This is a genomic window from Demequina ureilytica (assembly GCF_048553575.1).
In the GTDB taxonomy this organism is placed as follows: Bacteria; Actinomycetota; Actinomycetes; order Actinomycetales; family Demequinaceae; genus Demequina.
On the sequence record NZ_JBLZIE010000001.1, the window covers coordinates 96,300 to 114,867 of the forward strand.

The 18,568-nt window shown below is 62.1% G+C and carries 14 protein-coding genes and 1 riboswitch; of the genes, 8 read left to right on the forward strand and 6 right to left on the reverse strand.

Annotated elements, in window-relative coordinates; translation table 11 throughout:
- Nucleotides 1-3: 3 nt before the first annotated feature.
- Nucleotides 4-390 (reverse strand): DUF7793 family protein, encoded by a 387-nt coding sequence (locus ACNI3K_RS00405; RefSeq protein WP_419389888.1) that lies wholly within the window; start codon nt 388-390, stop codon nt 4-6.
- A gap of 72 nt (nt 391-462) precedes the next feature.
- Nucleotides 463-537: riboswitch (cyclic di-GMP riboswitch) on the reverse strand.
- Nucleotides 538-1,041: 504 nt separating this feature from the next.
- Between ACNI3K_RS00405 and ACNI3K_RS00410 the strand changes: the two genes are divergently transcribed.
- On the forward strand, nt 1,042-1,899 hold the full coding sequence (locus ACNI3K_RS00410) for a DUF4062 domain-containing protein (RefSeq protein WP_419389889.1): 858 nt from the start codon (nt 1,042-1,044) through the stop codon (nt 1,897-1,899).
- 589 nt (nt 1,900-2,488) lie between these two features.
- Nucleotides 2,489-3,592 carry a hypothetical protein gene (locus ACNI3K_RS00415; protein WP_419389890.1) on the forward strand — a complete coding sequence of 368 codons (1,104 nt, stop codon included), beginning with the start codon at nt 2,489-2,491 and terminating at the stop codon, nt 3,590-3,592.
- Nucleotides 3,593-3,651: 59 nt separating this feature from the next.
- Here the strand turns inward: ACNI3K_RS00415 and dcm are convergent, their stop codons facing one another.
- The gene (gene dcm, locus ACNI3K_RS00420; protein WP_419389891.1) at nt 3,652-5,061 is read right to left on the reverse strand and encodes a DNA (cytosine-5-)-methyltransferase; all 1,410 of its coding nucleotides are present in this window, start codon (nt 5,059-5,061) and stop codon (nt 3,652-3,654) included.
- Nucleotides 5,062-5,154: 93 nt separating this feature from the next.
- Here dcm and ACNI3K_RS00425 point away from each other — a divergent pair, with 93 nt between their 5' ends.
- Nucleotides 5,155-6,543: a hypothetical protein gene (locus tag ACNI3K_RS00425; protein ID WP_419389892.1), complete on the forward strand. Its 1,389-nt coding sequence runs from the start codon at nt 5,155-5,157 to the stop codon at nt 6,541-6,543.
- A gap of 419 nt (nt 6,544-6,962) precedes the next feature.
- On the opposite strand, the gene ACNI3K_RS00430 is transcribed toward ACNI3K_RS00425, so the two are convergent.
- Nucleotides 6,963-7,922: a hypothetical protein gene (locus ACNI3K_RS00430; RefSeq protein WP_419389893.1), complete on the reverse strand. Its 960-nt coding sequence runs from the start codon at nt 7,920-7,922 to the stop codon at nt 6,963-6,965.
- A gap of 202 nt (nt 7,923-8,124) precedes the next feature.
- Here ACNI3K_RS00430 and ACNI3K_RS00435 point away from each other — a divergent pair, with 202 nt between their 5' ends.
- Together ACNI3K_RS00435 and ACNI3K_RS00440 are read left to right on the forward strand one after the other, a co-directional pair.
- Nucleotides 8,125-8,796 carry a hypothetical protein gene (locus ACNI3K_RS00435; protein WP_419389894.1) on the forward strand — a complete coding sequence of 224 codons (672 nt, stop codon included), beginning with the start codon at nt 8,125-8,127 and terminating at the stop codon, nt 8,794-8,796.
- Between the two features lie 174 nt (nt 8,797-8,970).
- On the forward strand, nt 8,971-9,558 hold the full coding sequence (locus tag ACNI3K_RS00440; protein WP_419389895.1) for a hypothetical protein: 588 nt from the start codon (nt 8,971-8,973) through the stop codon (nt 9,556-9,558).
- 180 nt (nt 9,559-9,738) lie between these two features.
- On the opposite strand, the gene ACNI3K_RS00445 is transcribed toward ACNI3K_RS00440, so the two are convergent.
- From ACNI3K_RS00445 to ACNI3K_RS00455, 3 genes are all read right to left on the reverse strand, one after another.
- Entirely contained in the window at nt 9,739-10,083 is a 345-nt protein-coding gene (locus ACNI3K_RS00445) for a hypothetical protein (protein ID WP_419389896.1), read from the reverse strand.
- Between the two features lie 491 nt (nt 10,084-10,574).
- A complete protein-coding gene (locus ACNI3K_RS00450) occupies nt 10,575-10,976 on the reverse strand; it encodes a hypothetical protein (protein ID WP_419389897.1) in 402 nt (133 codons plus the stop codon).
- A gap of 143 nt (nt 10,977-11,119) precedes the next feature.
- Nucleotides 11,120-13,783: an NACHT domain-containing protein gene (locus ACNI3K_RS00455; protein WP_419389898.1), complete on the reverse strand. Its 2,664-nt coding sequence runs from the start codon at nt 13,781-13,783 to the stop codon at nt 11,120-11,122.
- Between the two features lie 471 nt (nt 13,784-14,254).
- Between ACNI3K_RS00455 and ACNI3K_RS00460 the strand changes: the two genes are divergently transcribed.
- The 3 genes from ACNI3K_RS00460 to ACNI3K_RS00470 all read left to right on the forward strand — a co-directional run bounded on the left by ACNI3K_RS00460 (nt 14,255) and on the right by ACNI3K_RS00470 (nt 17,902).
- Entirely contained in the window at nt 14,255-14,473 is a 219-nt protein-coding gene (locus ACNI3K_RS00460) for a hypothetical protein (protein WP_419389899.1), read from the forward strand.
- A 72-nt stretch (nt 14,474-14,545) separates the two neighbouring features.
- Nucleotides 14,546-15,964, forward strand: a complete 1,419-nt coding sequence (locus ACNI3K_RS00465) for an S-layer homology domain-containing protein (RefSeq protein WP_419389900.1) — start codon at nt 14,546-14,548, stop codon at nt 15,962-15,964.
- Between the two features lie 183 nt (nt 15,965-16,147).
- Nucleotides 16,148-17,902, forward strand: coding sequence for a zinc-ribbon domain-containing protein (locus ACNI3K_RS00470; protein WP_419389901.1), 1,755 nt, complete (start codon nt 16,148-16,150; stop codon nt 17,900-17,902).
- Nucleotides 17,903-18,568 lie beyond the last annotated feature (666 nt).

Sequence of the window (18,568 nt, forward strand, 5' to 3'; positions counted from 1 at the left end):
TCATCAGTTCAGATGCCCCTTGAGCCACGCGAGGGCAACGTCTGGGTCCTCGAACGTCTGGGTGGGCAGATCCGGCTTGCTGACATTGATGAAGAAGGTCGCCATCATGCGACTGAGCGGATTGCCGATGATCAAGGCGAGGGCGGACACCACGCCCTGCTGACGAATGAACTCCATCCGGGCAGCACGATCCTGGGGCCCGGCGTCCGCGACGTGCACCATCAGAGGCGCGGCTCGCCCGCCCGTGAGTGCGGCCATCGCGTCGATCGCCGCTCGCGCATCCTCGAGCCCCGAGGCCACGTTGGCAGCCCAGGTGATCTCCAAAACGCCGTCGGGACGCAGCCATATGCGGAACTTCTCGTGAACCACCTCGGGCATCGGCTCGCTCATCGATTCACCGCCCCCCTCATGCCGGGGGTACTGGTGTGGGCAAAGCGACAAGCAATCATGGGCGTTCCCTTATTCGGTGGCCCGGCTGACCCCGTGGGTCCCGTGGCTTTGCGTCCCCACCTCGCGACGGGTTTGCCTTTTCGTGAAGTATGAACCTTACGCACTCAAGCGGTTCGGCACGAGCCGCTGTGAGCAGCCTCACATATCTGGTGCGCCTGGGCAGATTCGAACTGCCGACACCCGCTTTAGGAGAGCGGGCCACAAGTTTTGTGCTGTTGCCGGGTCGTCCCTACTGGCCACGGTCATTCTAGTATCCCCCGCGCCAACCTATTGAAAGGACTTGGGCATTCGCGGTTGTCTGCGGACGTCCCGTGGATGGAGTGTGGATGAGACGCCGACGGCGGCATCATCAGCGGCATCGCCCACTGGTCCATTGCAGGCTGCGACAGCATCACGTCATTCGACCGTTGGCCTTAATGCCTCGTTGACCGAACACCTGAACGATACGTTGCCAATAGGCCCGCCATCACGGCGCACCCTATTAGTCCACGGGCGTATGAGTCGCGCTAAGTCGTCAACTTGACGCTCAACAGCCCCCAATCCCGAAATCCATCGGTGTAGGTGTCAATGCCTGACCCTAGACTGGCTGTCATGGGCTTCCCCGCCAACGTGTTGCGCGTAATGATTGCGTCACCATCGGACGTACTCGAGGCTCGGGACGCAGTCGAGAAGGCACTTAACGACTGGAATTCCGCGAACACCCAGACCAAGCAGGTCGTGCTGCTGCCGTGGAGATGGGAAACCTCTTCGGTACCGGTGCTCGGCGAGCACCCACAGTCGCTCATCAACGCGCAAGGCGTCGACGACAGTGACATCGTATTTGCGCTCTTCGGTAGTCGACTTGGATCACCGACTCCCGAGGCCGTCTCAGGCACTGTGGAGGAAATCCAGCGCGCCGTCGACTCTGGCAAGCCCGTCCACCTCTACTTCTCGACCTCGCCCCTTCCCCACGACGTCGACACGTCCCAACTCGACGGTCTGCGTGACTTTCAGGAGGAGATGAAGAGTCGAGGTCTGTTCGGCGAATTCAGCACACCTGAACAACTGGCGTTCGAGGTGTGGAAAGCAGTCGAGTTCGACATTTCAAGCCTCGGGTTGGGGGTACTTACCTCCGTGCCGAGTCGGGCCCGGGTCGAACTCTCAGCCCAGCCTCGTCAAGAGCGTGAGTTGAAGGGCACGAGCAAGTCCGGCAAGCCCCAATACACAACCCGACGTTGGGTCGACATCACCAATGCGGGGACGGAAGACGCGACCGATGTCACTTTCGAGGTGGTGGGCGAGAATCCGGGCATGATGCTGCTCGACGACAAGTCCCCAACCGTAATTCACGCAGGCCAGACCCGCCGGATCAACGCGATCCATCACGGGGGCGGCAGCGATCCCGACATCATCCGCGTGCGATGGGTCGAAGACAGCGAGAGCCGAGAGAAAGACTTCCACATCGGCTAGCGTCAAGTGGCGTGCCTATGTGGCCGTGGCGCTCGTGATGGTTGAGACTGCCCGTTCAAAACGCTCTATGCCGTCGAAAGTAATCGGGCCGACCGCCTCAATTGAGCCGGTGCTCGCACTGAAGCCTGGGCGGTCCGTGCAGCCGCCGTGCGCGCGCGGAACTGTCGCACCCCCGAAGTGGCGAACGCGTAACTCTTCCAGGGGTGCGCAAACTCTCCGCGGTTCGCTGGTTACGAGGTAGCGAATGGGACTTCCTGGACACTTGATGTGGCGCACGTAGGTTCGTCGCGTCGGTCGCGAGGATGGCGATGCGTTCGGAGAACAACTGAAGTTGTCTCCGGTCATACTCGCAGGTCAATCCCGCGAAAGGGCCGGGCGTCTGTTCAAGCAGCGGTCGGCCGGGACGGTTGAGCCGTGAGGGCCGTTCTCGATTAGTTCAAAGTCGAGTTCACTTCCAGAAGCGACAAGAAGCGCCTCCAAACCGGGGAAGATTTACAGCCGTGCGGGGTGGACCGCAGTCCAGCCGGTGCCTAGGGGCAACCACGCACTGCTTGGCACTAACAGCACCAAATGGGGTTGACTAGCGAGCATGGGCACCGAGAACGCGTGGCAACTGCGACAGGCGACCTTGCCAGCGCGCCGCAGACTGGTCATGGCCACCATGGAGTCGGTCTTTGACCTTGGAAGGGCCGACTCTCCCGTCTCAGTGCTACGCCAGATGATCGACAGCGGCAAGCCACACTCCATTGTTGCGAACGCGGATATGGATGGCCTCCTGGCGTCGCAGATGTTGAGTGCAGTGACTGGCTGGAAGATCGGTGCATTGCTATCGAAGGGCGGGCGACTACTGATCCACCCCTCTCATGGGAGGCTGGACTCACTCCTCACTTCGGGCTCGACCTACTGCGTCGACCTCTTCAATCGCAAGTGCCCCGGTGTTTCGAACCATCCGTTGCTCTGGCGTCCAAAGCCGGGCAAGGGGTCGTACAAGGACTCGTTGCGGCTGTTCGATATGTCCGTCGAGACGAGCGTTGAGCAACTCGGCTCGCTGAACCTGTCCGCGGCAGCAGGCATTGGGGCGATGCAAGGTTACGAGTCAGCCCATGGGATTCAGTACAAGTACCCCCTGGGCACGGCGCAACTACTCCTTGCGGCACTCGAGATCGGAGGACACGCACCGCGCTTCTACGATCGCCAGATCCTGCCATGGCTAGTCGCGAATGCCGATGGTGGGTTGGGCACGATTCGTTTGTACGCCTGGAACGCTGAACTGTGGTGGAACGGCCTCGCGGCGGCTGCGGGTCCGGCGAGCATGTCAGAGGCAATCTTCCGCGTTGCGACCGAGCAGCGCCCAAATCAGCGAGAGGAAGTCGACCGTCGCTTGCGTTGGGAGTACGGCGACGTTGCATCCGTTTGGAAGGCTGACTGGAATCTTGCGGCCGACGATACGACGTCTATCGCCACGCACGTCGAACTCGCTTCTACGCTGTCGGGATGGCCCGACCCGTTCCAGGATGGGGTACAGAGCCTTGCCGGTTGGACCGCATCCACTTCTGTGGGCACCAGCCTTTCGGTCGGCGGCATCAGCAAACTGTCGGATAAGGACGTGTTCGCCGCGGTTCAAGACGCTCTGAACTCGTCACACTTCAACTTCAATACCTTCGACCAGAAGGTGCGCCTCTCGTGGCAGTGACTGGCCTCGTCAGTGGCCAAAGCCAGATCTAGCGCGGACCCGATCGGGCATGCGGGGGGTCAGGCAGGTGCGCTCACGGTGAACTCGCTGACTGCCGCTCTGGCGAGGGCGACCCGGGGATTGCTTGGAGCCTCCGAGACTGCGCTGAGCAATGCCCTTCCTTGAGCAGACCCTTCAAGCAGATGCCGGTCTCGTGAGACGTGGGCCTTGATCACGTTCCACACCACTCCGGTGTTCACGCCGTTACCCATTTGCTTGAAGGTGAGAGCATCGCGCTGATCGCCAAAGTCGAACGTGTCCGGCAGGCCCTGTAGTCGTGCGGCCTCTCGCGCAGAGAGTTTGCGCCGCAACGGTCCAAGTACCGGGGTCTGGGTGATTGCCACCAGCGCAGGCAAGTGGGTAGGGCGCTTCGCTCTTAGGCCGCTCGGCCTGAACGAGATGACGCAATCCCACAGCGACTCTGAATCCTGAGCCTGCCACTCGAGTTTGCGTCGCGACTCCGGGAACCTCCGCACTTCCGTCAGCCACGTGCTCATCCACTTCGGATCAATGTCTCGTAACGCGTCATAGAGGTCAAAGTTCTTACGCAGGAAGTCTGCCTTCCACTTCGGTGCACCGTCCAGCAGCGCTTCACGCTGCCTCTCGGAAACCCATGCATCAGCCCAGATCGGGAACCCGGGAAGCCGACGAAGTGCCTCACCGGTTGTCCTAGTTTGACTCTGACGCCACTGGCGCATGACTTGAACCATGGCCTCCCAATGGTTGATCCAGCGTGTCTCGTCCTCGCTGAGTTCAGTGCCCGGGACGTGGGCGGTGTCATCGATCGGAAGGTCCGCAAAGAGATCCCACTCGCGGTCCATTTGGACCTCGGGCGGGAGGACGACGGGTTCCGGCTCCGGGTCCATCACCATGCCCTCGGGCACGAGGGTCGCAGTGATGAAGACCCGCTCACGCACTTGGGGTGCGCCTCCGTGCTCGGGTGCGATCTTGTGCGGTGAGAACACTGCTGGTACCGACGAAACCTGGTAGCCGACGTCGCGCAAGTGGTTGATGATGACTTCCCACTCGTGTCGGTGACGAGGTCCAGCAATATTCCTCACGTTCTCGAGCACGATCAGCGTCGGCTTGTGGGCCCGAATCGCCTTCTCAATGTGGAAGAACAGCGTTCCCCTCACCTCGTCCATTCCGCGCTGTGCGCCAGACTTGGAGAAAGGCTGACACGGAAAACCACCGACCAGCACGTCGTGGGATGGGATGGTCATCACTTCGTCGTTGGCGTCTTCCGTGATGTCCCCCAAGGGGTCGTGGTCCCAGTTGCGTGCGTAGACGCCTGCGGCTGCTCTATCGATCTCAACTGCGTATGCGTGCGAGCCGCCCATTGCGCGCAGCACTGCTGCGAAGCCGCCGACACCCGCGAACAGGTCGGCGTACGAGAACCCCGTGGACGGGGACGGACTGGGTGTGACCATGAGGTAACTTTAGCTCCCTTTCGCAGCGCTATTCCGGCTGTGGCGGGCGTGCCAGGAACTTGCTGCCTGCATTGAGGTGACACGCTACGTGGCATGTCTGACTTTGCTCCAGCGCTCTCCGTCTCGGAGGCCGAAGTGCGCATGAACGGCCTCGCCGGCGGAGTGGTCGTGAAGACGCGTGGGCCCAAGCGGGCTTTACGTTCCCTCGCGCACGCTCTCGAGGTCGACGTGCCGGTGCATCTCACCAATGGCACGCTCGGCGCGCTGTTGGCTGACGCCCTAGGCATTGCCTGGCCCCGCCGGGCCGCCACGCAATCAGATCAAGTGACGCTGGCTGGCTTGAACGCCCTACTCGAAGCAGCCGACGACTACTTTCGAAGCCACCCGCTTCCCCGCTCAAGTGTGCTGCCGCAACAATTCACCGGGCCCCTGTGGGAATGGTTTACTCCTGCCCGGTCAAAACTGGAGGCCGTGAACCGCATCTCCTCCCTAACTCGATCCGGACCAGAGGAACTCGGGCCAGGAGGCAAGGAACGCAAGTCGGTGCTCACGAACCTCGTCGTCGGCGCAGACTTACACGTGGATCGAACGTTGTCCAAAGTCGACCTCGGGCAAGCCGTTGCCGACGCGCTCGGCGTCGTATGGACAGACACCTGCGGGTCGACCGGGTACACGATCACGCTCGAAGGGCTCAACGTTGTGCTGGGAGGCGCTGAGCGCCTCTGCCGAGACCGCTACGGTCACCGCACCGACGCGCCGGACGTTGAGGCACAGCAACTCCTAGGAATCCTGCACGGCGAGTTCGCTGGCGACACATGGGACGCGCGAACAGCGGTCGTGCAAATGCGGGACGACGGCTACCGCCAGTGGCGTCAAACCGAGTGGCCGGGGTGGTACTTCGAATACCGCGGCTTGCGAGCGCTGCATGATGCTCTCGGTCCGCGCCCCACGGATGGCCCTTCACAGACGCACGGAAGCACCACCTTCGACTACGCGTACCGCTACGTGTGGGACCTCAAGACGCACACGGATGCCTCGCTTTGGATCCCGTCCGGCAAGCGCACACCTGGACGGCCGGCGGCCCCGCTCAACGATCGAGCGGCTGTCGACGTATGCGCCGCGGATACCGGGATAGGTTTCGTTGTCCTTGGCGGGGAGGCGACTTTCGATGAGACTGGCGAGTTCTACACCTGGCACCGCGAAACGACCCGTCCCGCGAAAGGTCATCTACCAGTCCGTTCGAACGCAAACTGGAGCCGCGCCAGAAAGATGCGCTTCCGTCCGAATGTGCTTACTGCCTACCGCTTCGACGACACGCGTGCCGTTAGCGCAGCCATCCTCGGAGGTGGACTCTCAGTTATGTCGCAAGGGCGTCAAGCACGCATAGGTGATGAGACCGAAGGTGCACCGCGCCCGCCGAAGTACGCGCTCAACCTCGAGAAGGCTGTCGAGTGGGAGTGTTCGTCCATGTATCTGAACTAGGCCGCCTCGTGGTTGCACTTGTAGCCAACAAGGGTCGAGCCGGACTTCGAACTTAACCGCCGAACTTGGCGCGCGTGGCACGCTTCATACAGTTAGCGCGGGTAGCCATTCTGTCGGCGATCGCCCTCGACAATGCCGAAGCGCCCAGCCTTACAGGTCCGACCTATCTTGCCTTCGGGTTCGATTCGCGCGTCCGCCCTCAGTCCGCGCCAGTCACTTGGCCAGTCACCAAGGGGGCGCAAGTGCACGACGTCGACTTGCGGAGCAACCAGCCTGTGCACCCTGTCTGGCGAACGCACCTGTACGGCCTCCAGCATGTCACTCAGTCCCGGCCACTTGCGAAATCCGAGTGCGAGGCCCAGGCACGCGCCAGCGCTCTCCAAACGATGTCGTCACATCAAGTCAGGCCGCGCGTACTACTAGTTCAGCACGAAGCGGCCTAGGCCCTGCCCACCAAACGAGGCCTTGACAGCGCTCTGGCTGCGGGCCAGGTGTGCCGACACGGAGACCTTGGGTCCATGTACGCTCGCTACGAACTCGACCGTGATGCGTAGGCTCTCAACTTTCTCGAAGATGTTCCTGTATGCGGGGTCGATCTGTCCGCCGTTGGCGACCAAACCTGCAACGCCGGAACCCGCTACTGCGATGCCGTCATGGCGTAGGTGGATGCCTTGAGGCTCCATCGCCCTGGGCTTGTTCGACGGGCGCGGCGCGAGGGTGAGCGGCAAACTGACATTCGCTGCATCCAATCTGGCGGTCGCCAGGTGCCACGGCAGGAATGCAATGCTGTCGTAGTGGCTCTGGAAGAAGATCTCGAAGGTGAACTCGGCATTGCAATGCTCAGGCCATGAGTCCCACGCGGCCTGGCTCTGGTCCATCGCAGGTTGCCACACCATCGTGCCTTGTGCAGATGCGAAGGTCATTTGTGGCACCTGAGCCACGTTCTGGAGCATTCGGATGACCTCGTGCCTGTGGGCGCTCCTGGTTCGAGACCCCTCGCGTATTGGCACCTCGAACTCGGGACTTCCGCCGTCCGTCTTGACAACGTACGGGGCTCGATCCGTCGTGAACTGAAGCGCCACAACGACGTGTTCCTCATCAACGTTCACGACGACATGCTGAACGAGTTCAGGCGCTACCTGGTCGAACTTCGCCTGCATCCCGGCCCACCAGTCGGCAGCATCCAACCCTGACGTCTGGTGCAAAGACCCATCGGTCTCATCGATCCCGATCACGTAAATGAGTTCAGCCCCGTTGGACCTGTTCGCCGCGCCTGCGAGTTGTCTGACTTTCTTCAAGGAGGGCCAATCACGCTTCAGTTCACAGGCGTCGTCTTCTGCCTGAGCGCCCTGACGAACATTCTCGACGACGCGGAGCACGCGCGCTTCTAGTTGGGTTCTGCTCGGACCTACCATGGCGAATAAGCCTTCTGACGTGATCGGAATCGGCGTATCGCTGTGACGCTAGCAGTGGGGGCACGCGCAAGTTGCCCCCTTGGGGAAACCGATACGCTCTTGCCTATCCGAAAGACTCGCGCGCTTCTATGCGCGCTGTAGTCGTCCGCCCGGGAGTCTCCCCCACATGGCCATCGCGCTCGTCGGTCGAGCAAGGAGTTTTGGGATGTGCACACGACGTGACAACACCACCGAGGTTTCGGTCGCATTCGCGCGCGAGCCGGGAGTCTTCGAGCGCCAGCACATTGCTGGTCCCTCTACCGCGACCTTCTCTGGTCTATTGCGCGCTTCTTTCGCTGCCAACGATTCGACCTTCAGTCTGCTGCTGATCGAAGACGGCATCCGCTCTGACAATCCCCACGCCCACGCCTGGTGCCTCATCGATGAAGACGTGACACTGGGACAAGTCCAAGGGCTCGTAGGTGACGACACCCTCTACATGGACGACTTTGGCCGCGGAGGCGGTGGCGCTCCAGACTTCTGGCTCCTCGACGTGGTTCTATCCGGAGCGGCATGGGAAGCCCTCAAACGTGGCGAGTCGCTCGCGTCTGCGAAACTGCGACAGCGCGTATACGCAGAACATAGGAGTGAGGCCGCGCATTGGCGTGCGAGTGGCGCGGTAAGCCCTAGACTCATGCGACTCATCAAGGTGAACGAGGCGTGGCACCTTCCGAGTTTCATCTCAGTTTTTGACCTGGAAGAGTCAGACGCACGGGATCTCCTCTCAACTTGCCAGTACATGCCATCTCGCTATGAACCCGATACCTGGCTAGAGCCAGACCGAGAGCGCGAGGCGTAGGTCGATAGCGACGGAGTGTTCGGCAAAGACAGAACTATCTCCGATACGGTGAGCAATATGATCGCCGGTGTTGCTGGGCATTTCTTCGGCATAGGCCGTGGCTCATGTGGGCAGTGCTCCATGCCGCGGATCACAGAACCGACCTCTACTCAGACACGTTGGCGCAGGTGCTGAATGATCATGGCTGATGGTGACGGGATTGGTTCGCGATCAGGCCGCTCCAGAGATTCCCTCGTGCGGAAAGTACTCGCAGTCGCGGCCGCATTCGGTTTGCTGATGACCTCGGGCTGCGGTCAGAACGCGCGCGCGGATGCTGAAGACCGCGGACTCAATGATGCCGCGCATGGCTACGCCGAGTCGCTCTGGTGTCTCGAAAGCGTGGCGGAAGGCGAGTACGACTTGGGCTTGAGGGACGTGTTCACCGTCGACTGCTTTGACGGAGACTTCCGCGAAGTGGAGGTCCACGATATGCCGATCCTCTCAAGGGGTTCGTACCTCGTTCCGATCTCCGACGGGCAAGGGGCGGATCAGTTGCAGGTCATCTCGCATGGGTTCGCGAAGAGTAACCACGGCGGCGGCAGTTCCTCTTTCGGCGCGGTCGCTTGCTGGAGCATCTCTTTCAACGAGGACGAGGCCGCTATTGGGGAGCCGGTCGGGTTTGATTGTGGTCAAGACCTGTTGCTCCGCATGTCGAGCGGAGCCGAAGACGTGGGTCTCGACACTCTGAGTGCTCGAATGCCCGACCGGGATGAACAGCAATGAGTCCGTGTTTGTGTCTGCCCGGGCCCCACGAGCGCAGGGGTTAATGTCGGCCTGCCGCTTGGGCGGCGCTGTTGAGTCGTCCCCGTTGATTCGGGCGGTCTGGCTGCGGCTAACTTCCAGCGGCACGTTGGCGGTCCTGCAGTGCGCCGCGTGGCTTCCGCCGCAAGCACTCGGACGCAACTACTGGGTGGTAGAGAGTGACGTCGCGATCGCTGCGGCGACCGATTCTGCGTGACCGACACCGTCCGAGTGTGGGACCTCAATCTTCACGAAGAGATCTCCAACTTCGAAAACTGCCTGCTGCCCCTCGTCGTACAGCAGCCCGTCGCGGGTGCCGTCGAGCGCCAAGGGCTGTGCATCGGGGTGCCGGCTCTCGACCCCTACCCGCTGCGAGAAGGCATGGTCGCTACCGGCAGGCAAGAAATAGGTGTACCAAGGCCAGCCGCCTGCGTCGTAGTAGCACAACTTGTCGCCTGGGTAGCCGTAGGCGGGATCCTCGGATGACTCACCAATCTCGATTTCCACTACTGCTTCAAGTTGCTCCGATGTGAGGGCACATGCTTCAAGTGTCCCGTCGGCCGGGCTCTGCGTTGCGGTGGAGGACTCGCTGGGGTGCGGTGAAGGTTCGGTCGGTTCCGCAGGCGCGCTCTCGCTTGGCGCGGGGGAACTCATTGTGACGACCGGAGGTAGGTCCGGCGCGAGTTCCGCTGGGTCTCCGGAACAGCCCGCCAGACCTAAAGCCAACAGCGCCGTCGCGGCAACCCGCAACGCGGGCTCACATTTGGTCTTCAACATACGCAGGAAGGGTATCCCACTGCTCGCAACAGTTGTCATTCCTCTTGCCCTGCTCAGTGTGTGCGGTCTCACGTGGCTGATCGCCCGCCTGGCCGGCGCTCCGCGCCGGAACGCCACCCCGTGGAACGCGAACGCCCCAGAGCGACCAGGCTAGAAGGGATGCCCCGCAGCGGTTAACGTCTTGCCTGCCTCGCGCGAGCAGTAGAGCCTCTCCGGCGGTCTCACGGAAGGTTCGGGTGCTCTCGTGCGAAGCGCCACTGGCGCAACTTGTCGTAGTCGTCCCGCGCCAGGTACGACTCGACGCCAATGTTGGCTCGATACATGGTGATCCCGAGGCGTGCGCACCACCGGCGCATCGTTTCCTGGGTGATACCAAATCCGGCGCGAATGTCGGCGACGGCGACGTACTTGGACGGGGGCTGGAAAGTGACGGACTTCCCGTCGGCAGCACCACTTAGTGCCTTGGCGATGTCGAGTATCGATGCCGGCCCAGAATCGTCGGGGTCATGGGTGGTGAGCAACTCGCTGAGGAACTCACGGTCGCGGAGCCTTTCGGCCAGGCGTGACAGCAGTTCCTGCTGGGCTGGTGTGATGCGGATTGTGGTGTGCTCTTGTGCGTACAAGGAAAGGTCCCTCCGGTGAGTCTCTAGGGCTTGCGTTCGGAGAGTATCCACGCCGCACCGCCCAGCACCGAGACGGCTACACGGATGGCGTGCACGCTGCTTCTATATGCGCGCTCCCGGACAACGCGCGTCAACCTGTCGCGTCAACCAAGAATCTGACCCACCCTGTCTCCAATGGGTTCGCGTTCAATTCTGACGACAATTAGATCCCGCACGCGTCGAGCCACTTCGGGCGACACATCACCAGACAGCGCGCTCTGGAGCGCCTGGAGTGAGTTCCCATTGCATGCGACCGTGTCGAGCGCCGCCTGTTCAACAGCAGTTGGCTCACGAGGAGTGTGGAGGAGCCGGACAACTTGTTTCAGTGCCGCACACTCGTCTGCTGATAGTGCCCGGTCGTGCTCGATGAGGTCGAGTCGACGCCGCATAGTCTCCCTCACTTCGCCCTTCGACGACTCAAGGGCCACTCCCGTACTCGAACGCGCTGAGCCGGTGGACAAGCCGTGGAGTCTGGCGTCCACCCCAAGTTCTGTTACGACTTGTCCCACCAGCGACCTGACTCGACCAGTCACTTCGCGCGCACGTTCGCTTCCCGCGTCACCTTCGTCAAGGAGGCGGGATACCGTCCTGCGCAGTTCCGGCGTGATCGATGCCGCGCGCAACAACGCGCGGGCCAAGAGGAGGGGATCACACGGTGCGTTGCCCCAAATCATGACGGCTGCCCTGTTGCACAGCCGCTCCAGAAACTTTGGCCAGGCATCCGCGATTCCGTCGTCAACAATGCTTGCCGCGAGCATCGGGCTGAGAGGCACAATGCTTGCCAATCGGTACGGCGGCTCATCGTCGAGGGTGAGTACCAAATTGGTGAGCCGCTCTATCGATGCCTCTCCACGCCCGAAGACGTCGCTTACAGCAAATAGCCAGGTGTCCTTCCAATGCTGAGGGCTGGCAGCGACCACCGGCAGGGCACTCCACATGAGATCCGGCTCCTTGCTCGTGATCCACTTTGCGGCGAACATCTCCTGGATCGGTCGCACATCGAATCCGATTCCCGGGGTTCCCTCGCGCGGAGCGAGTAGCACGAGCCGCGAAGTTGCAGCCTCAAGAATCTGGTCAACGTCCGGAGAGTCTGGTGGAAACCCTGCGTTCGTGAGCGTGTCCCCGACTAGCCGTCTGAACTCGTCTATGGGCATTGTCGCCGCAGCACCGGCCGCGCGCTCGCTACGACACTGAAGCACAAACCCAACCTGGCGATGGAGCGTCTCGATATGAGTAGCGTGCTTTTGCAAGACTTTGGAGAGGGGTATCGGCTTGTCGATCTCCCTTCGGAGGACTGCCTCGTAGTAGCCGTCGAACACCGCCAAACGCCCCGAAGGCAGGTCGCCGGCGGTCTGAACCAAGAACGAGACAATCGACACCTGGAGCGGCGTTCCAATGAACGGCGCGAGAGACGAGTTAGAGAATGCTGACTCGAGACGACTCTCTACCCGAACAACTTGGTCTGGGTCACCGACGTTCCTCAGGGTCACAAGTTGCTTGCCAAAGGCAAGAGCGGCATCAGGCGCTAGCCTCCCCAATCCGAAAGTGAGGAACTTGCCTTCCGGAATCTCCTGGTCCTCACCTCCTGTTGGGCGTGTCGTCAGTACGACTTGAAGGTCCGCTCCGTCCTGTTCGGCTTCAGCGATCAGAGTCTCAATCTCTGCGATGAGTTTTCTCCGATAGGCGACTTCGGTCACCTCGTCGAGCCCATCGAGGATGAGGAGCGAGGGCCAGTCAGCAAGCCACTGCTTGATCTCGCGGGCCTTGACCTCAGCGCTTCCATCTCCGGCGCTCATCTCCGAAGCAATCCAGCGGTAGATTCCGGTTTCGCCATCTGGCTGCCCCGCCCTGTCGACGTACTTGGCGAGATCGATGCGGAAAGGCCAACGGCGATTCTGCGGGCGGGTGAGCCCGAGACGCTCGAGTGCTGCGTCAACGGCGGCCGCGGCATCACGATAGGTAGAACCTGATGAATCGCGTGGAGAAAGGAAGGCGACACGGTAAATCTGTGCGAGCAACTGGGCAATCGTAGATTTGCCGTTGCCAGGCCCGGCGACTAGGACGATGTGATGACGAGGCGTCGTGTTCGGAGCATCGGTGTTGTGGCACGCATCAGACATCCTCATGATCTCCCGCAGCGCTGTCTTGGCGCTGTCAGTGGACGATGAGAGCGGAAGGTCGATCGCCCCGTCCGTGAGAAGGACCTTTCCGTCAGACTTAATTCCAGACTGCTCCAGCCGGATGTACCTCTCAGCCAATAGACGCTTCCGGGCGTCCTCTGCGAGAGCACCTTGTATCTCTTCCGTCGTCCTGACTGCCCTGTCTCGACTTAGAATCTCGAGGAAGTCCTCGGTCGTCCACAGAGAGCGGAACCCCCTCCTTACATCGGGGTATGCGCTGACGAGATTGTCGATAGCGCGTCCGTCCCAGACCGCCCAGCGCACGACTTTCTTGGCCCGTTTGGATACAAGTTCGTTGCTCGCAGTCTTGCGCTCGTTCAACAATTCGGTGAGGATCTGTTGAGCCTGATCAGACCCTCCTCCTTGGGGCGAGGAGAGATGGACATTCGTCACGAAGACTAAGTTGTCAGGCATGGGGTCGCGCTTGCTATCAGGCGAGAGCCAGTCGTTCAGTTCGGCCTTGACGCGCCGTATAAACCACTCAGTGTCGGATTCTCTACGGGTGTCGTGCTCTTCTCTGAACTTGACCTGAAACACGGTGTATCCGTTCCAGACCTGTTCAGGCTGTCCGTCGCCGTGCCAGTTCATCGGGCCGTGAAAGGTGAAGTCTCGCCCGCCGTCTGGACCGCGACCAAACGCTTTGACACCGACCCCAAACTTGCGGGTTGCAAGGGCACAAGCCAACTGCTGGTAAGGGTACGGGGCAAGACCTCCCAAGTTATTCACGTCAATCCGCTCCTATAAGTTCTCAGGCATATGCTCGTGCGTGCCGCCGAAGCGTCGGGGGCGTTGGAGCGATGGTGGCTCGCTTCCGGAGGAGCCTCGCCGCAGCGTAGGTCTTATGTTGGGCCGCGTCGTCTGGACCGCGCAGGCCTTCGGCCGTGTCTCGAGTTCCTGCTGCGTGATCCTGCTCACTATGCGTCCCCTCGTTGCGGCACCAGCGTTGGCGCTGAACGTGTCGGCGCTTCTCTCGAGAGTAGCGGCCAGGGTCGACACGAATCTTTGGCACGCCCAGCGCCTCGCTGCTCCGGAGTCAGAGCAACGGGCGACGATGTGTGAGTGATGGCTCCGCAACTTCGCTTCTATGCCGCCGAGCGCGCCGGAGCGACCGCGATTATCAACGCAATGGATAGCCGCATCGTCGGCTGGCTAGAGCGGGACGGTGAGTTTCTTCGAGCCCGACGGGGCCGGTGGCGGTCTCTACCCGCGGAGACGATCTCGACCGTCATCACGCTGGTGGCCGCGCACGAAGATGCCCTTGCGGCAGACGCTGCCTAGCATCTTGCACACGGCGCACCGCCGTAGCCAGGTGTAGCCTCCGGATCAATGCCAATGCTGAGGGAGCAATCCATGCGCACGACCCGTCCGCTAGCGGTCATGGCCCTATTGGCCCTGACCTTCTCGCTCACGATCACGGTGGCTCAACCAGCGGCCGCAGCGTCCTCGACCGCAGCAGCCGTGCTCGCGGAACTGACGGTGCGTTCTGAGACGCAGACGACGACGTACGACCGGGCGAACTTTCGCCACTGGATCGACGCCGACAGTGATGGCTGCAACACCCGATACGAGGTACTGATCGACGAAGCGACGACTAAGCCGTCGGTCAGCAGCAGTGGCTGCTACCTGTCGGGAGGTGCATGGTCATCGAAGTTCGATGGAACGACCACGACAGACCCATCTTCGTTCGACGTCGATCACATGGTGCCTCTGGCAGAAGCGTGGAGGTCCGGCGCACACACTTGGACATCCACCCAGCGCGAGCAGTTCGCCAACGACCTTGGTGTGGACTACTCGCTGATCGCGGTGAGCGCGTCGTCGAACCGGTCGAAATCTGACCGCGACCCTGCCGAGTGGATGCCACCGGCCAACGCCTACCACTGCACGTACGCGACTGAGTGGGTGCTGGTGAAGTACCGGTGGGGCCTGTCCGTGGACGCCTCAGAGAAGTCCGCGCTGTCGACGTACCTCTCCGGCTCATGCGGTTCCAAGGCCGTAACCCTTCCAACGAAGATGGTGTCTGGTTCCGGGGGCGGTTACTCGTTCACCGACATCAACGACGACTCGCAGTTCCGCGCTGAGATCACCTGGCTTGCCGAGGAAGGCATCTCCACCGGGTACAGCGACGGCACCTTCCGCCCGTTCTCCCCGGTCACCCGTGACGCGATGGCGGCGTTCATGTACCGCCTGGCCGGCGAGCCATCATTCAACCCTCCCGCGAAGTCTCCCTTCAAGGACGTCAAGCCCGGTTCAGGTTTCTACAAGGAGATCACCTGGCTCGCTTCGACTGGGGTGACGACGGGCTACTCCGACGGCGAGTACAAGCCATTCCGTCCGGTCACTCGTGATGCGATGGCGGCGTTCATGTACCGGCTGGCGGGCGAGCCGTCATACCGCGCTCCCGCTCGGTCTCCGTTCGAAGACATTCGCACGTCTGGCGGCTTCTACAAGGAGATCACCTGGCTTGCAGACGAAGGCGTCTCCACCGGATGGTCCGACGGAACGTTCCGTCCGTTCTCCTCAATCACCCGTGACGCGATGGCGGCGTTCATGTACCGGTTCGATGACACTGTCGGTGTAGGAGTCGGCACCGGAGGGGGCGGCGGAGCGGTGCCACCGAACCCGGGCGACACCAAGAACTGCGGCGACTTCTCGCGCTGGTCCGACGCCCAGGAGTGGCACGACCGCTACTACCGGCACTACGGCGATGTCGGGCGTCTCGATGCCGACGGAGATGGTGTCGTGTGCGAGTCGCTACCAGGGGCCCCTTGAGGGACCTGCCCTCAAGCAGTCAGTCACTCAAGCGACTCCAAAGTTCCAGATCCGGTCACCATGACTACGAACCGAAACCAGCCGTGCAGCCACCCCGGTTGCGAGTCGCCGGCGATCTTTCGAGCACGCTCTCGCCCAGCGTGGTGCGAGCCGCACACGGCAGCGGTCTATCTCGATGCTGGCGTGACCCTGCTCGAGATCCCAACGAAGCGCGGACAGCACGCCCTCACGCGCTGCGTCTCGTGCGGCTGCGAGGCGCATTACCGCATCGATTACGCGCTCGAAAAGGCTCCAGGTGCCTCCTCGGGGCTGGACCTGAACACGTCCGGCGTGTGCCGAGCGTGCCACTGGCGCGAGTGGGCCGCGAGGAATCGCGAGAACCTCCGGGGCTACGCGCCAGAACCGGTCGTACCCGTCGCACGCGCCGAAGCCGAGAGCACGGCCTCGGCCCATGGGTTTGACTATCTCGGACCGTTGACCGAGCCGTCGCTGCCTAACGACCCGCACCACGTCCGTTGCAAGCAGTGTCGGGCCCTTTCCGCGCAACGCCTCGGTGACATCGCATTCGGCTGCCGATGCCGCGTTAACGCGCGACGGCAGTCGCCCGTCGAGCGCGGCAAAAAGTCCCTGTTGCGTGACTCTAGTCATCCGTCCGCATCATGGTGGGATCACGAGCGCAACGATCCGAATGACTGGAACTCGCGTACCGAAAAAGCGCACCTCATTGCGTGGTGGGCCTGCCCGGAGTGCCACCACCGCTTCCAGGCCAAAGTCCTGGACATGACCTCGGGCCACGGATGCCCGGCATGCAACGAGCGTGCTCGCGCAGAGCGACAGGAACGACGCGAGCGGCTCTCGCACTTCGCTGTGGCAGACATACCGCTCCTTGCCGACGCCTGGGATGACGACCTCGACCCCAACCGCGTCCCAGTGCTCGACCACATGGTGCGGAGATTCACCTGCACAAACGGCCATCATCCGCGGGTCACTCCACTCACCTATCTCGACCGTGGCTGCCCGTTCTGCCGTCGGCAAGGGCTGCCCATTCCTCACCTGGGCTCGGTCCTGGAAACGCCCGACGAGGAAGTAGCGGTTGATGCTTCTCTCGGTGCGGCTGCGGCCCCCGACGAGCATGAGGTCTGGCTGCGGTCGGAGATCGCGTCTCAATGGCACCCCACGCGCAACAGTTCACGCGAAGTCGGCGACGTGGGGCCTCGTTCCAAGCGCCAGGTGTGGTGGCTTTGCCGTGCATGTGGTCACGAGTGGTGTGCCAGTCCTGCAGACCGCGACAAAGGCTCACGCCGCCGATGCCCGCGCTGCGACTCCGTCCTCGACTCCCTCGCATATCACCACCCAGATCTCGCAAAACAGTGGTCGGCCTCGAACCCACTGAGTGCCTGGCACGTCAGGCCGACTGGAGACCTCGACTTCACACCTACCTGGGAATGTGCGGCCGATCCCAACCACGTCTGGCCAATGGCACCAGGAGCCCGCGTCAACGGGGCGGGCTGCCCGGAGTGCCAGCAGTCGGGAAAGTCGCAAGTGGAACTCGACCACGGTGCCGCAGCGAAGCGCCGCTTTGGTGTTGCGGCGTCCGGGAGGCGACTGCAGTCTCCAGAGTTCGAGGCGCGCAAGTTCTGGGATGTGGATATCGCTGTCGACTTGCCGGACGGTGCGCTGCTCATCATCGAGTACGACGGTGCGTACTGGCACTCATCCGACGAGAGAAGGGCCGTTGACCAGCGGAAAACGAGAGACCTTCTGACGTCCGGCGCGTACGTTGTCCGGCTCCGTGAGCACCCTTTACTTCCGCTTGCACTTGCTCACGCGCGCTACCGCGAGATCGTCGTCTACGGGACTGCGCCTCGACCTTCCGAGACGATTGAAGAGGTGGCGAACTGGCTCACACTCGCAAGCAGCAGACGCCAAAGCCTCTAAAGAGAATGGAGTAGCGGACCCATCACTGCTCGCACCAAGGTAGGGCACCGCCAAGACACGAGGCTCTCTGGTATCCGGCCGCAGACCGATGAGCCTGGCCTCGAACACCGCGGTTGGTGCAAAGGCGGAAATTCAACATCGGCAAGGTCGACTGCCATGAGATCGCCCCAGAGCCAGCGTCTCGCACCTGACTCTGCCGGCCGTTGCTCCCTTGACCAATCGAAGATGCAAGCCGTGAACTCGTCTGCCAACCCTTCGAGCGACATGCCGCGCAACACCCATCCGCCGCTCCCGCCCTCCTGCCTCGGCCGTCTTTTCCGCAGCCGCCTCCGTCGCCCTTCGCTCACCATCACGCCCTCAGTCCCGTCGTCTGCCGCGCGCCCACCACCGCCAGCAGCCAAGAGAGCCACACCGGGCCCCGGCGACCGAGGGGTCCGAAAGTCCGAGCGGCGCATGAGCGACATGACCTACCGAGCCACCAAAACTCTTGGCAGTCCCGCTCGATCTAGCACCCTACGAACCGCGTACTGACAGCGACGCCGATCCGCACCTCAACCCTCTGCATCTTCCTGAGTGTCAGAACTCGTCTCACCGGAAGAATCCTCAGTGATGTCAGCGAACGCCGCGCACGTCGAGCAGAAGCGGTACCGATCAAGAGCCGACCCA

Coding starts and splice junctions, on each gene's coding strand:
- ACNI3K_RS00405 (WP_419389888.1), bottom strand. CDS start 390: ATGAGCGAGCCGATGCCCGAGGTGGTTCACGAGAAGTTCCGCATATGG.
- ACNI3K_RS00410 (WP_419389889.1), top strand. CDS start 1,042: ATGGGCTTCCCCGCCAACGTGTTGCGCGTAATGATTGCGTCACCATCG.
- ACNI3K_RS00415 (WP_419389890.1), top strand. CDS start 2,489: ATGGGCACCGAGAACGCGTGGCAACTGCGACAGGCGACCTTGCCAGCG.
- dcm (WP_419389891.1), bottom strand. CDS start 5,061: ATGGTCACACCCAGTCCGTCCCCGTCCACGGGGTTCTCGTACGCCGAC.
- ACNI3K_RS00425 (WP_419389892.1), top strand. CDS start 5,155: ATGTCTGACTTTGCTCCAGCGCTCTCCGTCTCGGAGGCCGAAGTGCGC.
- ACNI3K_RS00435 (WP_419389894.1), top strand. CDS start 8,125: ATGGCCATCGCGCTCGTCGGTCGAGCAAGGAGTTTTGGGATGTGCACA.
- ACNI3K_RS00440 (WP_419389895.1), top strand. CDS start 8,971: ATGATCATGGCTGATGGTGACGGGATTGGTTCGCGATCAGGCCGCTCC.
- ACNI3K_RS00455 (WP_419389898.1), bottom strand. CDS start 13,783: ATGAACTGGCACGGCGACGGACAGCCTGAACAGGTCTGGAACGGATAC.
- ACNI3K_RS00465 (WP_419389900.1), top strand. CDS start 14,546: ATGCGCACGACCCGTCCGCTAGCGGTCATGGCCCTATTGGCCCTGACC.